Annotated in this window: 2 protein-coding genes and 1 pseudogene; 1 reads left to right on the forward strand and 2 read right to left on the reverse strand. The window is 57.6% G+C overall.

Going from position 1 to position 2,379, the window contains the following annotated elements; genetic code table 11:
• Positions 1–44: 44 nt before the first annotated feature.
• Positions 45–350, reverse strand: a pseudogene (locus AB5Y85_RS14475) (transposase); the annotation flags it as partial.
• A 129-nt stretch (positions 351–479) separates the two neighbouring features.
• Complete coding sequence (locus AB5Y85_RS14480; protein WP_257688163.1) at positions 480–1,235, reverse strand: ABC transporter substrate-binding protein; 756 nt, start codon at positions 1,233–1,235, stop codon at positions 480–482.
• Positions 1,236–1,446: 211 nt separating this feature from the next.
• Between AB5Y85_RS14480 and AB5Y85_RS14485 the strand changes: the two genes are divergently transcribed.
• Positions 1,447–2,286: a sterol desaturase family protein gene (locus AB5Y85_RS14485; protein ID WP_201951489.1), complete on the forward strand. Its 840-nt coding sequence runs from the start codon at positions 1,447–1,449 to the stop codon at positions 2,284–2,286.
• The last annotated feature ends 93 nt before the right edge of the window (positions 2,287–2,379 follow it).

The following is a 2,379-nucleotide window of genomic DNA, read 5'->3' on the forward strand; positions in this document are numbered from 1 at the left end:
TCCAGCACACGACAGATAACGGAAACGGGATAGCGGTCCTGCTAGTTGGCTATCCACGCGTACTTGGCAGTGACTCCTGAGCAAAGTACGCGGCGACCATTTTATGATGTCGCGCTCCATGTTGGCTTGTGCGAGAGCGTTGCGTAGCCGGGCCACTTCAGCCTCCAGCTCGGCGACAGAACGCGGGCCGATGTATCATTTCCTCCTTTGGCTACGACCACCCAGTTGCTCAGTGTGCCCTTGGCTATACCCAACCTTCTGGCGGCTTCAGCTTGGCCAAGGCCTTGCTCCAACACCAGTCGAACCGACTCTGCCCGAAACTCTGGTGAATTGTGTTCTCTCGATTTCATTCAATACCCCCGATTGTCTCATCGTAACAATCGGAACTGTCTGTGAAAATCAGGATACCTCAGCTCTCTTTTTGTGCATCACGCTGAGCAGACTCAACCCAGCTGAACCCGAGTGCCCATCTCATCGGCTCAGCGCGGGGACTTTCCCAGATAGCGCTCCACGATCACTTTCACCCCGTCACGTTTTTTGAGCTGATAGAGCTCCTTGTCAAACTGGTCGATAAAGGCCTGTTTGTAGGGGTACTCCCCCTTGCGGCTATAGCCGAGAAACCCCTGCTCCTTGCTGAGTACCGGACCCTGTTTGAGCAGGGACATATCGGCCACCGCCAGCTGATCGGCCTTTATCATGTTGAGCAACTCATAGAGCAGGGAGAGGCGATCATTGATGGTGCAATCGACCCTGCCGCGGACAATCTTGAGCAGGTTCTCCCGATTGCTTTTCACCTCCTCCACGTCGATCTGCTTCTCTTTTACCGCCTGCCAAAAGGCATCGCCGCCGACGGCAAAACCGGCGTTCATGCCAAAGCGTAAACCGTGATAGTCGAGCGGAAACCTGGCCTGCGGGGTATTGGCCGCCACACTGGCGCCGCACATCACCACCAGCTCTTCATCCAGCATCGGCTGGGAGTAGGGCCACATGTAAGGGCGGGTATCGGGCATGTAGTAAGGTGGAAAAATGGCGAAGGCAGCCCCCTGCTCCACCATGCTCAGACCGCGCCGCCACGGCATGGGCTTGAGCACCACCTCATAGTCAGGCATGGCAGAGGTTACCTCTCGGATGATGTCGGCATAGATCCCCCTGACCTCCTCCCCCTCCTGCCAGGAGTAGGGGGGATAGGCGGCATCCGCCAGGATCTCGACCCGGGTCTTGGCGTGCGCCATCATGCACAACCCCAGCAACAAGCAACAAGCAACACCAGACGCGCATAAGCCAGCACCTCCTGAAAAAGCCTGCATCAAGCATAGCCATCCGCCGCGCCTTCCTCTGCTGCCGCGCCATATTTCATGCCATCTATTCGTTGGCAGAAAAATGTTAATGAAATATTAAATCCATCCTTTATGCTGGAGAGCAATTGCTCTGAATGGATGGCCGCATATGGATGTGCAACTGCTTTTGCTCTACCTCTCCCCGGTTTTTCTGGCTTTTATCGGCTGGGAGATGCTCTACCTGCGCAAACATGGCGCTGCCTTTCCCACTGCCACCTACCAGTGGCGGGATCTGTTCGCCAACGCCGCGCTGGCCCTGATGCACCAAGGGGGCGATGCGCTGGCGGCCATCGCCATTGCTTATCTGTATGACACCCTCTGGGGCTGGCGACTGTTCGATATCGAGCTGAATCTCTGGAGTGTGCTACTGCTGTTCCTCTTGCAGGATCTCTGTTACTGGCTGTTCCACTTCACCAGCCACCATGTTCGCTGGCTGTGGGCCTCCCACGTGGTGCACCACAGCTCGGAGCGGCTCAACCTCTCCACCGCCTTTCGCCAGAGCCTGATGTACCCGATCTCCGGCATGTGGCTGTTCTGGATCCCGATGATCCTCATCGGCTTCCCGCCTGAGGCGGTGGTCGCCACCGTGCTGCTGAGTCTGGGCTTCCAGTTCTTCGTCCACACTCAGGTGGTGGGCAAGCTCGGCTGGCTGGAGTGGATCTTCAACACCCCCTCCCACCACAGGGTGCATCACGCCAGCAACGCCAAGTACATAGACCGCAACTTCGCCGGCGTGCTGATCATCTGGGATCGGTTGTTTGGCACCTTTGTCGAGGAAGACCCGTCCGAGCCATGCCTCTTCGGCATCACCAAACCGATCCACAGCTTCAACCCCCTCACTCTCACCTTCCATGAGTGGCGCGACATGCTGCGTGACGCCCGTGGCCTGCCATGGCGACAAAAACTCGCGGTGCTGTTTGGCAAACCGGCCGGACCTGCCAGCCGCTGAGCCTTCGCCCCGAATCGCAACTCCCGGATAGCAAGCCCCTGATAACCAGTCCCTGATAACAAGAGAGCGCCACAGTGGCGCTCTCTTTTATGG

This window comes from Aeromonas sp. R3-1 (assembly GCF_040908345.1).
Lineage (GTDB): Bacteria > Pseudomonadota > Gammaproteobacteria > Enterobacterales > Aeromonadaceae > Aeromonas > Aeromonas veronii.